Genomic DNA, 16,465 nt, shown 5'->3' on the forward strand with positions numbered 1-16,465 from the left:
TCAGGCTGATGCCAAGTCAATTATAAAGTTGGCGAATTTGGTTAGCGTGTGAGCGTGAGATAATTAAGATTTAGTTTGACACTGGTAATTGAAAATATAAAAAGCCAATTCATAACAGAAACTTAATAAGTGAGAATTAAAAACAAGACAATGAAGAATATAAGATTGATTATTGCTGCCATCATTATGATTCCCATATTGAGCAGTTGTGGCTATAATAAGATGGTTGATTACAGCGAAGCTGTGGATGCTCAATGGGCACAAGTGGAGAATGTTTACCAGCGACGTGCCGATTTAATCCCTAATTTGGTTGCTACCGTAAGAGGATACGCTAGTCATGAGCGCGAAACCCTTGAAGCAGTCATCGACGCCAGAAGCAGAGCAACTGGTGTTCATTTATCACCTGAAATGATGAACGATGCTTCAATGCGTCAGTTTCAGGAAGCTCAGGAAAATCTCTCATCGGCTCTGTCGAGGTTGATGGTGGTTGTAGAGCGATATCCTGATCTGAAAGCCAATGAGAATTTCAGAGATTTGCAGGCTCAGCTAGAGGGTACAGAGAACCGTATCGCTGTGGAGAGAAACAGATTCAATGAAGCTACCAGGCAATATAATGCATACATCAGGCGTTTTCCGCAACGGATGGTTGCATCGATTTTTTCATTCGAGCGCAAACCCTATTTTGAGGCCGACAGAGGTGCACATCAGGCTCCACAAGTGGAATTTTAGAGTTTAGATATGGCAGAGAAACTATTTAGTAGTGAGGATAAAGAGAGGATTGTTGCTGCTGTTAAGCAGGCTGAATTAAATACCTCGGGAGAAATTCGTGTACATATTGAGAATCATTGTCCGGAAGAGTTGATGGACAGGGCAGCTTACCTTTTCGAAAAGCTCAAAATGCATAAGACCGAACTTCGCAACGGAGTGTTGTTTTATTTAGCTGTTAAGGATCACCAATTTGCTATTTTGGGTGATGCGGGTATAAATGCCGTTGTGGAGGATGATTTTTGGGAGTGCATCAAAGAAAAGATGACAGAGTATTTTAAACAAAGTGACTTTGCCGGGGGATTGGAGTGCGGTATTCTTAGGGCAGGTGAGAAGCTAAAGTCGCATTTTCCATACCAGAGCGATGATGTGAACGAACTTCCTGATGAAATTTCTTTTGGTAAATGATATTTGATGAATATGAATAAAAGTTTAAGGTGTATTTTAATTGTTCTGTGTTTTATTGGATTTACTGATCTTTTGGCGAATCCCATACCGGAAAGGCCGGTTCCAGCCCGTTTGGTGAATGATTTTGCAGGTGTTTTGCCGGAAGGTTCCAGAAATAATCTGGAAAATAGTTTGGTTCAGTTTGCCAGAGAGACCAGTACCCAGGTAGCTGTTGTAATCGTATCTGATCTGGGTGGTTATGATGCAGGAGATTATGCCTTTCGGGTGGCAGATCAATGGGGGATAGGGCAGGCAGGTTCAGATAATGGTCTTTTGATATTGGTAAAGCCTCGCATCGGAAATGAGAGAGGCCGTGCCTATATCGCCGTTGGTTATGGTTTGGAAGGAGTCATTCCTGATGCAGTGGCTCGAAGGGTGGTTGATAATGAAATGATTCCTCATTTTAGAAACGAAGACTATTACACCGGGTTAATTGCCGGATTGAATGTAATCATGGATTTAACCAGAGATGAATACACTGCCGATGCCTACATGTCCAGAACCGGAAGCCGAGAAGAGGCTGTTGGTGGCGTGGTTGGGTTGGTTATAATTATTGTGATGTTCATGGTCATATCAAGAGCAAGACGAACAAGACAGTCTTCTTTGGGGCATGATGTGCCATTTTGGGTAATCATGTCGATGCTGGGCTCCGGTTCGCGAAGACACAGCGGGCAGTGGGGCAATTTTAGCTCAGGCCGGGGTAGTTTTAGCCCCGGATCCGGAGGTGGTTTTGGAGGGTTCGGAGGAGGCCGCTTTGGCGGCGGAGGTGCCGGGGGAAGCTGGTGATGTGAAATAATTCTTTTGATATAAAACAAAGAGGTGTAAATCTTAGATTTACACCTCTCTTATTTTTAAGTAATGTATGGATTACAATTGGTCGTCCACAAGGATGCGTCCGCAATATTCACATACAATGATTTTCTTTCTAATCTGAATGTCCAACTGACGCTGAGGTGGAATTTTGTTGAAACAACCACCACAAGCATCCCTCGCTACGGTAACAACGGCCAACCCGTTGCGTGCATTTTTACGAATACGTTTAAATGCAGTTAATAGGCGGTCGTCAATTCGGGTCTCAATTTCTTTCGATTTTGTTCTCAGGCGCTCCTCTTCGTTTTGAGTCTCTGAAACAATCTCATCCAATTCTGCTTTTTTAGCAGTCAAGTCAGATTGGCGCTCTTCCATCTGCTTTTTTGAAGCATCTACCAACTCCGATTTGGCTTTCATTTCAACAGTGAACTCTTTAATGCGCTTTTCGCAAAGCTCAATTTCCAGAGTTTGGAATTCTATCTCTTTAGTAAGAGAATCATATTCGCGGTTATTGCGAACATTTGATTGTTGCGCCTCATATTTTTTAATGAGTAAACCTGCATCCTTAATTTCATTCTTTTTGGTCAGAATACCATCATTAAGGCTCTTTACTTCAGCTTCCAGGTTCTTTATGCGGGTCTCTAAACCCTCTATTTCATCTTCTAAATCCTGAACTTCCAAAGGAAGTTCTCCCCTCAGGGTTCTGATTTTATCAATTTCTGAAACGACTTTTTGTAAATCGTGTAGTGCGCGAAGTCTTTCTTCTACAGGGACTTCATTTGCACTGGTTTTTGAATCCATTGTTGCCATTCTGCTAAAAATATTTTATAGGATTGCTATTTACTTCTGATAAACGGACTGCAAAATTAGGGATTTTTTTTGTAAGTATCTCAAAAAAAAGTTCTTTAGTGAACTGTTCACTTTCATAATGTCCCACATCTGCAATCATAATGCGGTTTTCTGCATCAAAAAACTGATGGTACTTAAAATCGCCGGTTACAAACGCCTGGGCACCCAAGGCAATGGCATTTCTTAAAAAAGAACTGCCGCTTCCTCCGCAAACAGCCACTTTTTGAACCTTTTCATGCATGCATTCGGTGTAACGAATGCATGAGGCATTCGTCACTTCTTTTAGTTTTGAAAGAAATTCTGTTTTGCTCAGCGGTTGTTGATATTCTCCAACAATTCCTAGCCCTGCTTCCGTCCAACTGTTGTTCAGAGGATAAAAATCAAATGCAGGTTCTTCATACGGGTGTGCTTTTATCAAAGCATTTAAAACCCTGGATTGCAAAGTGGCCGGGAGAATGGTTTCTACCCTGATTTCAGACTCGGTATGCAATTCTCCTTTTTTCCCAACATATGGATTGGTTGATTCATCGCCCCGAAATGTACCATCGCCAGCCATGTTGAAACTGCATGAGTTGTAATTGCCGATTTGACCTGCTCCGGCCTCAAATATGGCATTTCGAACTTCACCGGCAGCTTCTTTGGGCACAAATACCACCAGTTTTACCAGGGCATTTTGCTTAGGCGACAGAATTTTGTGATTGATGAGCCCCAGTTTGTTAGCCAAAATGCCGCTGACACCGTTTTTTACATTGTCAATGTTGGTGTGTGCGGTATAGATGGCAATGCTGTTTTTGATGGCTTTGATAAAAACCTGTTCTGACAGGTTTTTTCCGGTAAGGCTTTTTACCCCTGAAATGGTGACCGGATGGTGACTGATGATGAGGTTGCAGTTTTTCTTTATCGATTCATTAACAACCTCCGGTGTAACATCAAGTGTGATGAGAGCTCCGGTAGCATTTTGGTTTACATCGCCGGTTTGCATTCCGCTGTTGTCAAACCCTTCCTGAAGCGATTGCGGAGCAAAGTCTTCAAGATGGCTGATGATCTCTTTTATGGTCATTTTTTCGAAACTAATTCAATTTGTAAAATGGCAGGCTCAAACCTACATTCCTTCTTTGATATCGATTAGCATCTCTTTGATATCTTTCAGCCGTTTTACTACTTCGAAGTTTTCTATGGTGTCTTCTTTGTTCTCTTTCAGTTTTTTTTCGGCACCTTTCAGTGTCATCCCTTTTTCTTTTACCAAATGGTAGATCAGGTGGAAGTTCTCAACGTCCTGAGGCGTAAAAAGGCGATTGCCTTTTTTGTTTTTATGGGGTTTGATGATGTCGAATTCTTTTTCCCAGAAACGAATTAAGGAGGTGTTGACGTTAAACATTTTAGCTACTTCACCTATGGTGTAGTAGAGTTTTTCAATTACAGGCTCTTTATATGGCATGGTACAACTAAATTTAGGAATATCTATCTTACAATTTTACTCTTTTTTTTTAATGATTACAAGTAATTTTGATGCCATTATTTTAATGGCCACTCTTCGGTTGCTTCTCGTATATAGGTGTTTAGTTGCATCACTTCCCTTGCGCTTTTCAGATATTGCTTCATGCCTTCCCATCCCGGGGCGATATGGTCAGGAACACCCTGCCTGTCCCACACAGAAGCCGGGTATATATAGTACCTACGGCGATTGTCGATGATTGGTGTGTGAACCCAGGTAAGCAGATGCTGAGCATCTTTAATGTAGGTGTCGCCTTTGTGCTTTGCCAATGTAATTCGAACCATTGCCCCACCGTCAGTCAGTTCCCATCTTTGATTGGATATGAAATTTCCCAGAGAGTAAACAACCAATTGTTCGCGGTCGTTTTGGTAAGTGAGGTGCATGGGTTGAATGACGTGCGGATGGGCTCCAATGATGATGTCTGCTCCATGTTCAAAAAGAAATTCTGCCAATTCTGTTTGATCATTTGATGGTGAGGTGGCGTATTCGTTACCCCAATGCAGAAACATGATGATTTTGTCAGGATGCATGGATTTTGTCAGTTTTAGATCCTGTTTCATTGTTTCTTTGTCGATGAGGTTGACAATGTTTGGTTGCGTAACAGGAATGCCGTTGGTGCCGTATGTGTAGTTTAACAGAGCCAGTTTGATACCATTGATGTGAATGATACGGGGATGGTGTTTTGCCATATCCGTGCTATCCAGAAAAGTTCCTGTTCTCACAAAGTGATGTTGATCCAGAACTTTGATTGTTCTTTCCAGTCCTGCTCTACCACGATCGCACGAGTGATTGTTGGCTGTAACCAGAACATTTACCCCTGACTCTTTGAGAGCCGTTGCGAGCTCGTCCGGAGAGCTGAAAAGCGGGTATCCTTTATAAGGTTTTCCGGCCAGTGTTACTTCAAGATTACCTACAACAACATCTGCCGATCGGAAGTAGGGCTCAATATATTTAAAGTTTTCTGAATAGTCGTAGTATCTGCCTTCATCGCGTTCTGCACTCTCAATTTGTGCTCCATGTCCCATTATGTCCCCAAAAAAGAGCAGAGTGGCTTCCTGACATGCAGCCCTGAATGATATTACGATTAAAATGAATAAAAATATTTGTCTCTTCATGATTTGCTGCTCTCAATATTTAAAAATGGGTTTGCTGAACTTTTAATTCTGCGCCTTTGTTCTTTAATTAAATTATGATGATATTTAAAACAAAATTGAAACAAAATGAATTCTAACATATTGATTGTTTATGGGTCATCCTTAGGTAATACCCGTTTTGTGGCCGAAAAGTTACAATCACTTATTCAAAAAGCTGATTTAAAAGGAGCTAATGATGTTTCTCCGGAAACCATCAAGGCATATTCTACTATTATTCTTGGAACCTCAACATGGGGTGTGGGTATGTTGCAGGATGATTTTGAAACATTTGTGGAGATGTTGGTTCAGCAGGATTTGTCCGGCAAAACCATTGCGCTGTTTGGTCTTGGTGATCAGCAGAATTACCCTGATACTTTTTGCGATGGTATGGGGAAACTCTACGAGCTTTTGCAGAATAAAGGTGTGAAGTTTATAGGTGAATGGCCGGCAGATGAGTACGATTTTGCATCATCAAAAGCCTATAGAGAAGGCATGTTTGTTGGTCTTGCTCTCGACGAGGATAACGAACCTGATTTGTCCGATTACCGAATTGAGAAATGGGCTGAAAGCATCAGAGAATTATTATAATCTGTTTTCCGGTTCAGCAACATGCCTTACCACCAGACTGTCCAACTCCTGTTTTGCAAACAGAGTTGGATAATCTTCCAGGAATTGGGTCATAACATTTCTAAGTGCGGATTCCCGAATAAAACCTGCTTTTGATTTAACCTTGTATTTTTTACAATACATATCAATCGCTTCCAGTTCCTTATCGTTTAATAGGATGGTTACTTTATGTTGCCGCTTTAACGCCTGATGTCGTTGTACAGAAGCGTTGTCACTTTTCTTGTTTGCCTTTTTTGCCATGAAGACCCTTATTTTAAGCCGTAAAAATAAGTAAAAATGTGAAACTGTACAATTTGCAGAAACGGATATGAGTTCTTCTGTTAGCGTATTTATAATACTTGGTTTTCTGGGTTTTTCTTTTGATGGATAATAGATGTCTCAAAGAAATATCCATTGCCATACAATTCTTTATAGTTTTACTCCAAATCCAATCATGAAATTGTAGTTTTTCCAATCGTTGGCTGAACTATTATTTACTAAATCATTTGTTAGCACATTTTTGAGTCCATAATTAAATCGAGTCAGCACTACTCCATTTAATCTTTGTGATAATTTAATATCATAATCAAGTTGAAGAGATATGCCATAATCAATCGCGGAATAATTCTTTTTTACATCCGTGTTGTATTTTTGTATTGGTTCTATGGATTCTAATAAAGGGTCTGGATCATCAAAAATAAATCCCGCGGTATCAATATAGGTAGTGCCTTTTTCATTGGCACTAATTAACAAACTAAGGTAAGGCCCTGTAGAAATTGAAATTGGTAATTTATTGGATAAACGACATTTTATCAAAACTGGAAAGGTTAAGTATGAGTTTGTCAAATTACCTTTATTTTCAAATAGCCCAATCTTATCGCTTATTCCAAGTGCAGTGTAATTGTAATTCAATCCAGTGTTAATCGAATATTTCCTGTTTAGGTTATATGAAATCATGACTTCAAGAAAATATCCGAAATTTGGACTATAATCAGTATGTGGATGTTTATCTATCTCAGGCCATATTTCGATTGTGCTTTTATATGGAATTGTCAATGTAGTTCCAAAATCTAATTGATAATTAATCCTTTTAAAATCTTGTGCGGAAATTTCTCCTATTGTGAATAGTCCTAATATTAGAATCATTAAAATCTGTCTCATATTATCTAAATGTTCGCTTTTAATTACCTGAATCAATCAATTTTACAATCTATGTATTACCACCTCAGCCATTTACTGCAAGTTTTTGTATTCAGGCAGTCTCCCGTAATTATTATTCTCGTAATTGAAAATGGGTCGTGAGGAGCATCTTGATATTCTTTGGTCATACAATTACATTTTGGTCAAATCTATTATTTCATCAATCTCAATCACTTTACCAATCATGCAATAACTACCTAAATCAGTCCTTTGGTGATATTTAAATATTATTTCTTTATTTTCTGCTAATTGCAAATCGAAGAGATCTAAATTAATAGGTTCTAACCTGGATTCATCAGCTAATTCGATAATCCAACCACAACCATCAAGTCCTGTATAATTTTTTAATTTCCCTATGTCATAATTGTATTCCACTTTTATTTTATTAACAACCAGTTTATTGTCTCCTACATCAATTATTTTCCATTGATATCTTGCTATGCCGCCCCAATAGTCAACTAAAATAATTACTAAAGAATCATTCTTTACCCATGAACCTTTAAAATTTGAATATGAAATCGGGGGTGTTGCGCACCATCCCGAATTATTCCTCTCAATGAATGAACCATCAGAATGAAATGCAATACCATAATTAGCGTCAACCAATTTACTTGATTTACTAAAAGTAACTAATGAATCGACAATTTGAGGATTTATCCAGTATCCAATTAATAATTCTGAATTATGCTCTGTTTCAATCTTCTCTTCACACCCATTGAAAAGGAAAATCAATAAAAAACAGAAGATGTTTTGAACCCTAAGGTTTTTCATAATCTAAAGTTTTTATTTTAGTCTTTCAATTAAGATGCTTAATACAATGAAAAAGTTGCGTCACACTTGCTGCCAACTTATTCATAAAACAATTACGGTTATAAATACATTATCACAACCCCTTATAAAACTAAACAAAAAAGCAGAAAAGCAGAAAAAGATTTGACCAATTACGCAATGTGGTCGAAATGCTCCGGAATATCTATATGGCGCAATAAAGGCTCGGAGAGACTTTGTCATCTATAACCTACAAAGCCTCCTGAAAATCAAGAGGCTTTGTTGTAAAAGTGTACCCGGAGCGGGACTTGAACCCGCACGGCCGCAATGGCCACTGGATTTTAAGTCCAGCGTGTCTACCAATTCCACCATCCGGGCAGACCATAGTTTTTATGTAAAAAATCCCCGCGTTACGGGGATTAAACTGAGAGCGAAAAACGGGACTCGAACCCGCGACCCCGACCTTGGCAAGGTCGTGCTCTACCAACTGAGCTATTTTCGCGTTTGCAGTTGCAAAGATAGAACTTTTTTCTTTTGTGCAAACATCAGTCGCAATTTTTTCATCCCTTTTTTTAGAAAAATTTCGTGAGTTTCTTTTCGTTTTCTACAGATAATTAGAATTCAAATATTTCTGTTTTCGGAGTATGTTGTCTTCTTTTTTGACATTTTGGATTATTATTACGAAATTGAATAGATGTTTGAATATAAACGTATGTTTTATGAAGAAAATAGGAGTTATTCTTATCGTTATTGGATTATTGATTACAATTTTTACCGGCATTTCATTTAAAACTGAAGAGGACGTTGTTGAAATAGGTGAATTTGCCATTACTCAGGAAAAAGAGCATGAAGTCAACTGGCCACAATGGGTTGGAGGAGCTGTTGCTCTGGGAGGTATTATAATATTATTGCTCAGCCGGAAAAAGCAATAATTAGTTTCTTCTGTATCTAATTTAATATGAAGTTTAACTTTTAATTAATTAATATGGGTGGTTTACTATATTTAATTGCCGTTATATTGGTTATTCTTTGGGCTATCGGTTATGTCGGGTATAGTGTTGGTGGATTAATTCATATTTTGTTGGTTATTGCCATCATCGCAGTTTTGTTGAGGATAATTAGGGGAAGGTAATTTCACTACTGTTGGGTTGTGTGCTCTTCTGGTGATTAGCTTAGGCGAATCTCATGATTTACCTAAACAGTTTTATAACAGTTATAACCCAGCAATTTTCTTTATCTCGTTTAGTTGGTTGAGTGCATCCATGGGAGTCAGATTGTTGATGTCCAAACTGGCAATTCTGTCTCTAATTTGCTTTAGAACGGGGTCATCCAATTGAAAAAAGCTCAGCTGGAAACCCTCTCTTTGTTTTGCCAAATCACCCACGGGCTTGGAAAGTTGTCCCTTGCGATGGGTGTCTTCAAGTTCTTTCAGTATGTCGTCGGCACGTTTCACAACGCTTTTCGGCATTCCGGCCATACGTGCCACGTGAATCCCAAAACTGTGATTGCTACCGCCAGGAACCAGCTTTCTTAAAAAAATCACTTTGTTGTCCACCTCTTTTACTGAAACGTTGTAGTTTTTACAACGTTTGTAAGTGTTGGCCATCTCGTTTAGCTCATGGTAGTGCGTGGCGAATAATGTTTTGGCCAGCGCTCTTTTATTTTCATGGATGTACTCAACAATGCTCCATGCAATAGAAATTCCATCGTAAGTACTGGTTCCGCGTCCCAGTTCATCAAACAAAACCAGGCTACGATTCGAAATGTTATTCAGAATGCTTGCGGCTTCGTTCATTTCAACCATAAAGGTGGACTCTCCCTGCGATATATTATCCGATGCACCTACGCGGGTGAAAATTTTATCAACCACGCCGATTTGTGCTGCTTCAGCGGGCACAAAACTGCCTGTTTGTGCAAGCAGCACGATGAGGGCTGTTTGTCGCAAAAGGGCTGATTTACCTGCCATATTTGGGCCGGTAATAATGATGATTTGTTGCTTTTCGTTGTTCAGACATACATCGTTGGGGATGTATGCCTCTCCCGGTGGGAGTTGCTTCTCAATTACAGGATGACGACCAGCCGATATTTTGATTTCATCGGTGTCGTTGATATCGGGGCGAATGTACTTGTTTTCAGCCGCCAATACTGAAAAACCGATGAGGCAATCCAGTCGGGCCAATAAAGTTGCATTTACCTGTATGGCAGGAATAAATTCTGCTGTAGCTGATAAAAGTTGAGCATAGAGCCGAGTTTCGAGGGCAAGGATTTTCTCTTCCGCCCCCAGAATTTTTGATTCGTACTCTTTGAGTTCTTCTGTGATATAGCGTTCAGCATTTACCAGAGTTTGTTTGCGTATCCAGTTTTCAGGAACCTTGTCTTTATGGGTATTTCTTACCTCAATATAATAGCCGAATACGTTGTTGAAAGCAATCTTCAGGCTTGGAATTCCTGTCAGTTCGCTTTCTCTTTTCTGCAAATTATTAAGATAGTCTTTGCCGGAGTATGCGATGCTACGCAGTTCATCCAGCTCTTCAGAAACTCCTTCGGCAATTACTCCGCCTTTATTGAGCTGAGCCGGCGGGTCGCTTGTTACTTCCTTGTGTATGCGCTCATACAACGATCGGCATGGGTTGAGTTGTTCCCCAATATGCTGAAGAACCTCGTTTTCCGATTGTTGGCAAAGTTCTTTGGCAGGAGCGACATTCCCCAGGGCATTTTTTAGTTGCACCATCTCACGCGGGGTTAGTCTTCCGGCAGCTACTTTCGAAACCAGGCGTTCCAGATCCCCAATGGGGCGAAGGTAGGTTTCCAGACTGCTGCGCAATTCCGGCTCGCGAAAGAAATATTCCACAACGGCCTGCCTGTCTTTAATGGGTTGTACATCTTTGAGAGGAAGTGCAACCCATCTTTTCAGCATACGGCTCCCCATGGGGGTGATGGTTTTATCTATGATGTCAATGAGGGTTTTTCCGCCTTCATTTACCGGCTGAAATATCTCCAGGTTACGTATGGTGAATTTATCCAGCCACACATAGCGTTCTTCTTCTATGCGCGACAATGATGTAATGTGTGATATTTGATGATGCTGTGTCAGATCAAGGTAGTGAAGGATGGCACCGGCAGCAATGGTTCCATATTTCAGGCTCTGAACACCAAATCCTTTAAGGGATTTGGTTTCGAAATGTTTTAGCAGCCGATCATCGGCTGCATCGGCTGTGAAAATCCAGTCCTCCAGAGGATATACATAGTATTTTGATCCGAACACTTCAGTGAATTGAGCCTTCTTTGCCTTCTCATAAAGAACCTCCTTTGGCTTGAATCCGGAAAGAAGCTTTTCAACATGTTCATGGGTGCCTTCAGCGGTTAAAAACTCTCCTGTAGAGAGATCCAGAAAGGCGATTCCTCCATATTTGGAATCAAGGTGAACAGCAGCCAGAAAATTATTCTCCCTGTGTTCAAGTATGTTGTCGTTGATGGCCACTCCAGGTGTAACCAGTTCAGTAACACCTCTTTTAACGATGGTCTTGGTCATTTTTGGATCTTCCAGCTGGTCGCATACAGCTACCCGCTGACCAGCACGTACTAATTTTGGCAAATAGGTATCCAAAGCATGATGAGGAAACCCGGCCAGCTCAACATACTGGGCAGCGCCGTTGGCTCTCCGTGTAAGAGTTATCCCTAGAATTTCCGAAACTTTAATGGCATCTTCAGAAAAGGTCTCATAAAAATCGCCCACTCTAAACAGCAAAATGGCATCGGGATATTTGTCCTTTATTCCATAATATTGTTTCATCAGAGGTGTTTGAACTGCCTTCTCCTTTGCCATTATTTCTGTTTTTGATGTAAAAAGCTTGTTGTAAAATGTTGAAATCTTTTTTTGTAACACACAAAGATAAGTGCAAATGAATAAAATGAAACATCCATGTTAAGAAAATTAGGCATATAGGCAGATGATTATTCATGGATGTTCCATCTGGTAACTTAAAAAACAAATTATAAACAGATGAAACGAGCCATGAGAAAAAGTTCTCACACAGGTGAAGTACTGAGCCTAGTCGAAGTAAGGATGATTATTGGCGAGTTCCATCTATCCTATAAAAAACAAATTATAAACAGATGAAAATTTTCAAAAAAGAATATGATGAGATATTCAGTCACCGATTCTTTTAATTCAAAAAAGTTTGAAAAATCGGTTTCTGTTTGTACTTTTATGAAACGGGCTTAATTTATAAAATACAAGCACGGATGAACCTGTCTCATTCGAGTTCTGTCTGGCCATGTTGATAAGTAATTTTATTCATGTTAAAACCATAAAAAAACAAAGCACTTATGAATGATTTGATTAAATACGCCGGTATCATATTAATAGTATTAGGAGCAATACTTTTAAGCGTATATGTAATTCAGCACATGGTAAGTAATGCCGTTTTGGTGTCAGGTGGACTTTTGATTGTAGGAGGAACAGCAGCATACGTCATTCTTAACCGCATATTTGATTAAGTAAAAATATTTAAGATCCCTCCCTGCAGGTTGCTGTCAAATCGATCAAGCTAATCCCTTCTCTTTTGATGGCACCTGCTTTTTTATGCCATTTTTTGATAAAACTCCCTGGTGAGGGCAATGTATTCATCTGAATATTTGTGGCGACCATATTCCTCTATAATGATTTCTTCTTTGAAGGTTTCTGATGTTTTTTGGAGTCCCCATATTCCCATAATTCTTACAGCCGCATTTTTTGGGGTGGGAAAGATGGTCATGTTTTGGTTTTCGTAGAAACCAAAATTTTCAGCTTTCCTTGAGAATAATTGGTATTCAGTTACCGGTAATATCAATGCCAGTTTTCCATTCGCTGTCATCAAATTCTTTCCATCAATTAATAGGTCTTCGTGGGGCAGGAGATGGGTATGCCTGGCTGTGGATCTTGCTTTATTCTGAGCATGAAGGGAATTATTAAAAAATGGCGGATTGGTTACGATGAGGTCAAATTTTACCGGATGGTTTTTGCTGAACTTTTGCAGTGATTCATGAATCACTGTTATTCTATCGTGCCAGGGACTGTCCAAGACGTTTTCCATTGCCTGTGAAAACGCATCTTCATCAATATCGATGGCTGTAATAATGGCGTTTGGATTTCTTTGCGCCAGCATGAGGGTTATCAATCCAGTACCGGTGCCAATATCCAGAATTTTGCAGCTGTTTTCAACCGGAACCCAGGCGCCAAGAAGCACCCCATCGGTGCCAACTTTCATGGCAGTTTTGTCCTGTTTTACCGAGAATTGTTTGAAATGAAACATCGGTTTTCGCTATTTTTCGTAAACACCTGAGCCAAAAAGAGCATAATCGTAAAAGACCGGATCGTGGGGGCGGATTTTTTTCAGTTCTTGAGTTAGTTCTACAACTGCTTTCCAGTCGTTCTGTTTGCGTTGTAAAATACCAAGATTTCTTGCCACCCGGGCAACATGAACGTCCAGCGGGATCATGAGGTGTGCCGGATCTATTTTTTTCCAGATTCCAAAGTCAACACCTTCATCAGGTCTTACCATCCATCTTAGGAACATGTTGAACCGTTTCGCTGCTGATCCTTTTTCAACGTTTGCCAAATGCTTCCCGGTGCGCGGCATGGGACTGAAAGAGGTGAAGAATTGACGAAAGTAAACCAATGCATCAAATATGCATTGGTTGGTTTTGTAGCCTATTAAAAACAGTTCTTCCAAGCCTCCATGATGTCTGTAGATATTTCTAAGAGTACTTAGAAAATAGATGCAATCAACGTGATTAAATGTTCGGTAAACAAATGAGTTGAATTTTTGAAATTCTTGATGTCCGGCGTTTATCAAAAAGTCATGCGGGTTGTTTTCCATCAACTCCATTAATAGGGAAGCTTTTTGAAGAATCATTTTTCTTTGTCCCCAGGTAATGATAGCAGTCAGAAAAGCGCTGATTTCGATGTCTTCTTTTCTTGAAAAACGATGAGGGATGGATATGGGATCCTCCTTGATAAACCAGGGAGCATGATAGAATGCTGCTTTGGTGTTCAGGAATTCAATGGTTTGTTGTGGGATGCTATTCAATGAACCCATCTTTCATATGAATGGTGCGGTCTGATTTCTCGGCCAGATGTTCATCGTGGGTAACAATGATGAAGGTTTGCTTAAACTGTTGGCGGAGATTTATAAACAGATCCATCAGCTCATCCTGATTCTTGGAGTCGAGATTTCCTGACGGTTCGTCGGCAAAAATTACCGCCGGATCGTTGATTAATGCTCTGGCAACCGCTACTCGCTGTTTTTCACCACCACTGAGCTGTCCTGGTTTATGTTCCAGTCGTTGTTCCAATCCCAGGAAAGAGAGAAGTTCTTTGGCCTTTTTTTCTGCTTCTTTTTGTGGGATTCCGCCGATGAGAGCGGGAAGCATGCAGTTCTCGGCTGCTGTAAATTCCGGTAGCAACTGGTGAAACTGAAAAACAAAACCGATGTTCTGATTTCTGAACCGGGCAAGTTGCTTCTCACCCAGTTTATGAACTGCTGTGTTGTTTATGAATACCTCTCCGTGCGTAGGATTGTCAAGAGAACTTAAAATTTGAAGCAGCGTTGTTTTTCCTGCTCCGCTGGCTCCTAGAATGGCAACAATTTCCGCCGGGGCAATTGATATATCAATGCCCTTAAGTACTTCCAGGTCTCCAAAAGATTTTCTGATACCTTTGCCTTCAACCATATATTAAAAATCGTTAGATTTTTTGATGTGAAAATGAATCAACTGCTTTTACAAACACGTTGTTACGTGTTTGGACGTTGTCTTTTAACAGAAAAGCGGCTCTATTCTTATCAAAACAATATGTAAATATAGTATATATAAACCAGAAACAATAAAACCCCTTTCCAGCGTGAAATGATTCCGTTTTTTAATGGCATCATAAAGATGAGGAGCATAACTGATAGAAGTATGGTCCATAACAGGTCAATTCTCAGCATGGCCACATTTGCAATTCCAAGAGGTTTAATTACTGCAGTCGCTCCCAATACGGCCCAAATATTAAAGATGTTGGAGCCAATGATGTTTCCAACGGAAATGTCGTTCTCTTTTTTAGCGATGGCTGCTAATGAGGTGGCCAGTTCCGGCACGCTGGTTCCAAATGCTACAATAGATATGCCTATGACCCTGTCACTGACACCCCATGTTCTGGCAAGTTCTGTGGCTCCTTTTACCAGCCATTCGGCCCCAAAATAGAGTCCGACAAATGATACCAGTACAATGAAGATAGAAGTTGGGAGTTTAATTTCCGGTGTAGGGTAGGTTAGGGCTTCTTTTCTACTTTTTCGTCTGGATTGCCATACCGACCAAATCAGATAAAAGATAAGTGCTGAAAGAAAAGCGAATCCTTCCCAGGAACCAATTATTCCATTTGCTGAAAAGAGAATCAGCATGAGGGTTGCAATGATCATGATGACCCAGTCGAACAATATGGCCTTTGATTTTATAGCGATGGGCATAACCATAGCAACCAGTCCGAGTACCAGCCCAATATTGGCGATGTTTGATCCCACAATGTTACCTATGGCAATATCAGGCACGCCGCTGAATGCCGCTTTTACGCTGACAAACAGCTCGGGTGCTGATGTCCCAAATGCAACAACGGTAAGTCCTATAACCAGAGAGCTGATTTTAAAATGAGCCGAAAGCTGTGTGCTTCCTTTCACCAACCAATTGCCACTATAGAAGAGGAGAGTGAACCCCAAAATTAGCCAAATGTATGCCATTGTGTAGTGTTAAAAAACAACCGGCCATGGCCGGTCTTTATAACCTGTTTTATTAATTAATTGTGAAAATAGATGATTTATGAAACGAAGGTCGGCGTATGTCAATAATACAGATTAAATAGCAGTTTGTTAATTACGAGCAACATTTACTCCTTTTCAGGTTTTTCTTCTTCGTTTTCGGAATCCGTATTCTTCTCCTCCAATTGATCTTCTATTTCCAAATCGTTACAATTTGCAGTAATTTCATTGTTTTTGAGAGACTCCTCGCTATCTTTTACTTCATCTTCGTAGGATTGCTCAGGTTTATCCAGCCCGTATATGTCTTTTACAGCAGAATCGTCATGAGTTCCGTAATCGTCTCTGTATACATCGTCTGCCAGGTCGCGTATCTCTTTGCTGTTCTGACGTATGTTTTCTTCAATTTCGTCAAGTTCTTCTTTGATTTCAGTCGTACTTTCCTCAAACTCTTTTTTGATATCGTCAGCAGCCCTCCTGAACTCATTCATTCCCTTGCCCAGTGAGCGAGCCAGATCAGGTATCTTTTTAGACCCGAATAACATCAGTACAACCAGAAAGAGAAGTACAACTTCTCCCATTGATATGCCAAAAAGAAAAATAGTCATATTTGTAATTAT

Annotated in this window: 20 protein-coding genes and 2 tRNA genes; 7 read left to right on the top strand and 15 right to left on the bottom strand. The window is 40.1% G+C overall.

The window, feature by feature from the left end; translation table 11 throughout:
* Window positions 1–150 precede the first annotated feature (150 nt).
* From EV194_RS03810 to EV194_RS03820, 3 genes are read left to right on the top strand one after another with little or no spacing between them, the layout of a single operon-like run.
* Complete coding sequence (locus EV194_RS03810; protein ID WP_132432319.1) at window positions 151–729, top strand: LemA family protein; 579 nt, start codon at window positions 151–153, stop codon at window positions 727–729.
* Window positions 730–738: 9 nt separating this feature from the next.
* The gene (locus EV194_RS03815; protein ID WP_079556362.1) at window positions 739–1,173 is read left to right on the top strand and encodes a TPM domain-containing protein; all 435 of its coding nucleotides are present in this window, start codon (window positions 739–741) and stop codon (window positions 1,171–1,173) included.
* 12 nt (window positions 1,174–1,185) lie between these two features.
* Window positions 1,186–1,998, top strand: coding sequence for a TPM domain-containing protein (locus tag EV194_RS03820; protein WP_132432321.1), 813 nt, complete (start codon window positions 1,186–1,188; stop codon window positions 1,996–1,998).
* Between the two features lie 81 nt (window positions 1,999–2,079).
* Here the strand turns inward: EV194_RS03820 and EV194_RS03825 are convergent, their stop codons facing one another.
* The 4 genes from EV194_RS03825 to EV194_RS03840 all read right to left on the bottom strand — a co-directional run bounded on the left by EV194_RS03825 (window position 2,080) and on the right by EV194_RS03840 (window position 5,481).
* Window positions 2,080–2,832 carry a zinc ribbon domain-containing protein gene (locus EV194_RS03825; protein ID WP_132432323.1) on the bottom strand — a complete coding sequence of 251 codons (753 nt, stop codon included), beginning with the start codon at window positions 2,830–2,832 and terminating at the stop codon, window positions 2,080–2,082.
* Window positions 2,833–2,836: 4 nt separating this feature from the next.
* Window positions 2,837–3,931, bottom strand: coding sequence for a Nif3-like dinuclear metal center hexameric protein (locus EV194_RS03830; RefSeq protein WP_132432325.1), 1,095 nt, complete (start codon window positions 3,929–3,931; stop codon window positions 2,837–2,839).
* A 42-nt stretch (window positions 3,932–3,973) separates the two neighbouring features.
* The gene (locus EV194_RS03835) at window positions 3,974–4,309 is read right to left on the bottom strand and encodes a MerR family transcriptional regulator (protein WP_132432327.1); all 336 of its coding nucleotides are present in this window, start codon (window positions 4,307–4,309) and stop codon (window positions 3,974–3,976) included.
* Between the two features lie 77 nt (window positions 4,310–4,386).
* Window positions 4,387–5,481, bottom strand: a complete 1,095-nt coding sequence (locus tag EV194_RS03840; RefSeq protein WP_132432329.1) for a CapA family protein — start codon at window positions 5,479–5,481, stop codon at window positions 4,387–4,389.
* A gap of 105 nt (window positions 5,482–5,586) precedes the next feature.
* Here EV194_RS03840 and EV194_RS03845 point away from each other — a divergent pair, with 105 nt between their 5' ends.
* Window positions 5,587–6,087 (top strand): flavodoxin, encoded by a 501-nt coding sequence (locus tag EV194_RS03845; RefSeq protein WP_132432331.1) that lies wholly within the window; start codon window positions 5,587–5,589, stop codon window positions 6,085–6,087.
* Here the strand turns inward: EV194_RS03845 and EV194_RS03850 are convergent.
* From EV194_RS03850 to EV194_RS03870, 5 genes are all read right to left on the bottom strand, one after another.
* Window positions 6,082–6,366, bottom strand: a complete 285-nt coding sequence (locus EV194_RS03850) for a hypothetical protein (protein ID WP_132432333.1) — start codon at window positions 6,364–6,366, stop codon at window positions 6,082–6,084. The genes EV194_RS03845 and EV194_RS03850 overlap by 6 nt on opposite strands.
* 168 nt (window positions 6,367–6,534) lie before the next feature.
* Window positions 6,535–7,266, bottom strand: a complete 732-nt coding sequence (locus tag EV194_RS03855) for a porin family protein (RefSeq protein WP_132432335.1) — start codon at window positions 7,264–7,266, stop codon at window positions 6,535–6,537.
* Window positions 7,267–7,437: 171 nt separating this feature from the next.
* Complete coding sequence (locus EV194_RS03860) at window positions 7,438–8,076, bottom strand: hypothetical protein (RefSeq protein WP_132432337.1); 639 nt, start codon at window positions 8,074–8,076, stop codon at window positions 7,438–7,440.
* A gap of 290 nt (window positions 8,077–8,366) precedes the next feature.
* Window positions 8,367–8,451: transfer RNA gene (locus EV194_RS03865), tRNA-Leu, on the bottom strand.
* Between the two features lie 51 nt (window positions 8,452–8,502).
* Window positions 8,503–8,575, bottom strand: a tRNA-Gly gene (locus tag EV194_RS03870).
* A gap of 217 nt (window positions 8,576–8,792) precedes the next feature.
* On the opposite strand from EV194_RS03870, the gene EV194_RS03875 reads away from it, so the two are divergent.
* Window positions 8,793–9,005, top strand: coding sequence for a hypothetical protein (locus tag EV194_RS03875; protein WP_132432339.1), 213 nt, complete (start codon window positions 8,793–8,795; stop codon window positions 9,003–9,005).
* Between the two features lie 53 nt (window positions 9,006–9,058).
* A complete protein-coding gene (locus EV194_RS03880; protein ID WP_132432341.1) occupies window positions 9,059–9,205 on the top strand; it encodes a lmo0937 family membrane protein in 147 nt (48 codons plus the stop codon).
* Between the two features lie 81 nt (window positions 9,206–9,286).
* On the opposite strand, the gene mutS is transcribed toward EV194_RS03880, so the two are convergent.
* Window positions 9,287–11,899, bottom strand: coding sequence for a DNA mismatch repair protein MutS (mutS, locus tag EV194_RS03885; protein ID WP_132432343.1), 2,613 nt, complete (start codon window positions 11,897–11,899; stop codon window positions 9,287–9,289).
* A 503-nt stretch (window positions 11,900–12,402) separates the two neighbouring features.
* On the opposite strand from mutS, the gene EV194_RS16860 reads away from it, so the two are divergent.
* Window positions 12,403–12,573: a hypothetical protein gene (locus tag EV194_RS16860; protein ID WP_165921796.1), complete on the top strand. Its 171-nt coding sequence runs from the start codon at window positions 12,403–12,405 to the stop codon at window positions 12,571–12,573.
* Between the two features lie 83 nt (window positions 12,574–12,656).
* Here the strand turns inward: EV194_RS16860 and EV194_RS03890 are convergent, their stop codons facing one another.
* The 5 genes from EV194_RS03890 to EV194_RS03910 form a co-directional block, all read right to left on the bottom strand.
* The gene (locus EV194_RS03890) at window positions 12,657–13,367 is read right to left on the bottom strand and encodes a tRNA1(Val) (adenine(37)-N6)-methyltransferase (RefSeq protein WP_132432345.1); all 711 of its coding nucleotides are present in this window, start codon (window positions 13,365–13,367) and stop codon (window positions 12,657–12,659) included.
* Between the two features lie 9 nt (window positions 13,368–13,376).
* Complete coding sequence (locus EV194_RS03895) at window positions 13,377–14,153, bottom strand: TIGR02757 family protein (RefSeq protein WP_132432347.1); 777 nt, start codon at window positions 14,151–14,153, stop codon at window positions 13,377–13,379.
* Window positions 14,137–14,787 carry an ABC transporter ATP-binding protein gene (locus tag EV194_RS03900; protein WP_132432349.1) on the bottom strand — a complete coding sequence of 217 codons (651 nt, stop codon included), beginning with the start codon at window positions 14,785–14,787 and terminating at the stop codon, window positions 14,137–14,139. The genes EV194_RS03895 and EV194_RS03900 overlap by 17 nt, the downstream gene beginning before the upstream one ends.
* Before the next feature lie 110 nt (window positions 14,788–14,897).
* Window positions 14,898–15,830, bottom strand: coding sequence for a calcium/sodium antiporter (locus tag EV194_RS03905; protein ID WP_132432351.1), 933 nt, complete (start codon window positions 15,828–15,830; stop codon window positions 14,898–14,900).
* Window positions 15,831–15,976: 146 nt separating this feature from the next.
* Window positions 15,977–16,453, bottom strand: a complete 477-nt coding sequence (locus EV194_RS03910; protein WP_132432353.1) for a twin-arginine translocase TatA/TatE family subunit — start codon at window positions 16,451–16,453, stop codon at window positions 15,977–15,979.
* Between the last annotated feature and the right edge of the window lie 12 nt (window positions 16,454–16,465).

Origin of the sequence: Natronoflexus pectinivorans, assembly GCF_004345615.1 — a bacterium.
In the GTDB taxonomy this organism is placed as follows: domain Bacteria; phylum Bacteroidota; class Bacteroidia; order Bacteroidales; family Marinilabiliaceae; genus Natronoflexus; species Natronoflexus pectinivorans.

Bases quoted from the DNA above. Each gene is read 5' to 3' on its own strand.
- EV194_RS03820 (WP_132432321.1), top strand. From the start codon at position 1,186: ATGAATAAAAGTTTAAGGTGTATTTTAATTGTTCTGTGTTTTATTGGA.
- EV194_RS03875 (WP_132432339.1), top strand. From the start codon at position 8,793: ATGAAGAAAATAGGAGTTATTCTTATCGTTATTGGATTATTGATTACA.
- EV194_RS03880 (WP_132432341.1), top strand. From the start codon at position 9,059: ATGGGTGGTTTACTATATTTAATTGCCGTTATATTGGTTATTCTTTGG.
- EV194_RS03840 (WP_132432329.1), bottom strand. From the start codon at position 5,481: ATGAAGAGACAAATATTTTTATTCATTTTAATCGTAATATCATTCAGG.
- EV194_RS03810 (WP_132432319.1), top strand. From the start codon at position 151: ATGAAGAATATAAGATTGATTATTGCTGCCATCATTATGATTCCCATA.
- EV194_RS16860 (WP_165921796.1), top strand. From the start codon at position 12,403: ATGAATGATTTGATTAAATACGCCGGTATCATATTAATAGTATTAGGA.
- EV194_RS03815 (WP_079556362.1), top strand. From the start codon at position 739: ATGGCAGAGAAACTATTTAGTAGTGAGGATAAAGAGAGGATTGTTGCT.
- EV194_RS03900 (WP_132432349.1), bottom strand. From the start codon at position 14,787: ATGGTTGAAGGCAAAGGTATCAGAAAATCTTTTGGAGACCTGGAAGTA.
- EV194_RS03825 (WP_132432323.1), bottom strand. From the start codon at position 2,832: ATGGCAACAATGGATTCAAAAACCAGTGCAAATGAAGTCCCTGTAGAA.
- EV194_RS03890 (WP_132432345.1), bottom strand. From the start codon at position 13,367: ATGTTTCATTTCAAACAATTCTCGGTAAAACAGGACAAAACTGCCATG.
- EV194_RS03845 (WP_132432331.1), top strand. From the start codon at position 5,587: ATGAATTCTAACATATTGATTGTTTATGGGTCATCCTTAGGTAATACC.
- EV194_RS03835 (WP_132432327.1), bottom strand. From the start codon at position 4,309: ATGCCATATAAAGAGCCTGTAATTGAAAAACTCTACTACACCATAGGT.
- EV194_RS03910 (WP_132432353.1), bottom strand. From the start codon at position 16,453: ATGACTATTTTTCTTTTTGGCATATCAATGGGAGAAGTTGTACTTCTC.
- EV194_RS03905 (WP_132432351.1), bottom strand. From the start codon at position 15,830: ATGGCATACATTTGGCTAATTTTGGGGTTCACTCTCCTCTTCTATAGT.
- EV194_RS03830 (WP_132432325.1), bottom strand. From the start codon at position 3,931: ATGACCATAAAAGAGATCATCAGCCATCTTGAAGACTTTGCTCCGCAA.
- EV194_RS03850 (WP_132432333.1), bottom strand. From the start codon at position 6,366: ATGGCAAAAAAGGCAAACAAGAAAAGTGACAACGCTTCTGTACAACGA.
- EV194_RS03855 (WP_132432335.1), bottom strand. From the start codon at position 7,266: ATGAGACAGATTTTAATGATTCTAATATTAGGACTATTCACAATAGGA.
- EV194_RS03860 (WP_132432337.1), bottom strand. From the start codon at position 8,076: ATGAAAAACCTTAGGGTTCAAAACATCTTCTGTTTTTTATTGATTTTC.
- EV194_RS03895 (WP_132432347.1), bottom strand. From the start codon at position 14,153: ATGGGTTCATTGAATAGCATCCCACAACAAACCATTGAATTCCTGAAC.
- mutS (WP_132432343.1), bottom strand. From the start codon at position 11,899: ATGGCAAAGGAGAAGGCAGTTCAAACACCTCTGATGAAACAATATTAT.